At 46.5% G+C, this 411-nt stretch carries 1 rRNA gene; it reads left to right on the top strand.

Going from position 1 to position 411, the window contains the following annotated elements:
• Nucleotides 1-155 precede the first annotated feature (155 nt).
• A 23S ribosomal RNA gene (locus ACF8RA_RS25620) occupies nt 156-411 on the top strand; the annotation flags it as partial.

Below are 411 nucleotides of genomic sequence, written 5' to 3'. Positions count from 1 at the left end.
AAAATTCGGATATGTGATAGATATAGACTGAACACCAGTTTCACTGCTGGTGGATCAGGCTAAGGTAAAATTTGTGAGTTCTGCTCGAAAGAGCAACGTACGAATTTTCGGCGAATGTCGTCTTCACAGTATAACCAGATTGCTTGGGGTTATATGGTCAAGTGAAGAAGCGCATACGGTGGATGCCTTGGCAGTCAGAGGCGATGAAAGACGTGGTAGCCTGCGATAAGCTTTGGGGAGTCGGCAAACAGACTGTGATCCAGAGATCTCTGAATGGGGGAACCCACTCAGCATAAGCTGAGTATCTTGTACTGAATACATAGGTGCAAGAGGCGAACCAGGGGAACTGAAACATCTAAGTACCCTGAGGAAAAGAAATCAACCGAGATTCCCTTAGTAGTGGCGAGCGAA

The sequence above is a fragment of the Pseudomonas sp. FYR_5 genome, assembly GCF_043106315.1.
Lineage (GTDB): Bacteria > Pseudomonadota > Gammaproteobacteria > Pseudomonadales > Pseudomonadaceae > Aquipseudomonas > Aquipseudomonas putida_Y.
Note: the sequence above shows the minus strand (reverse complement) of the source record. Positions and strands in the feature narration are given on the sequence as shown.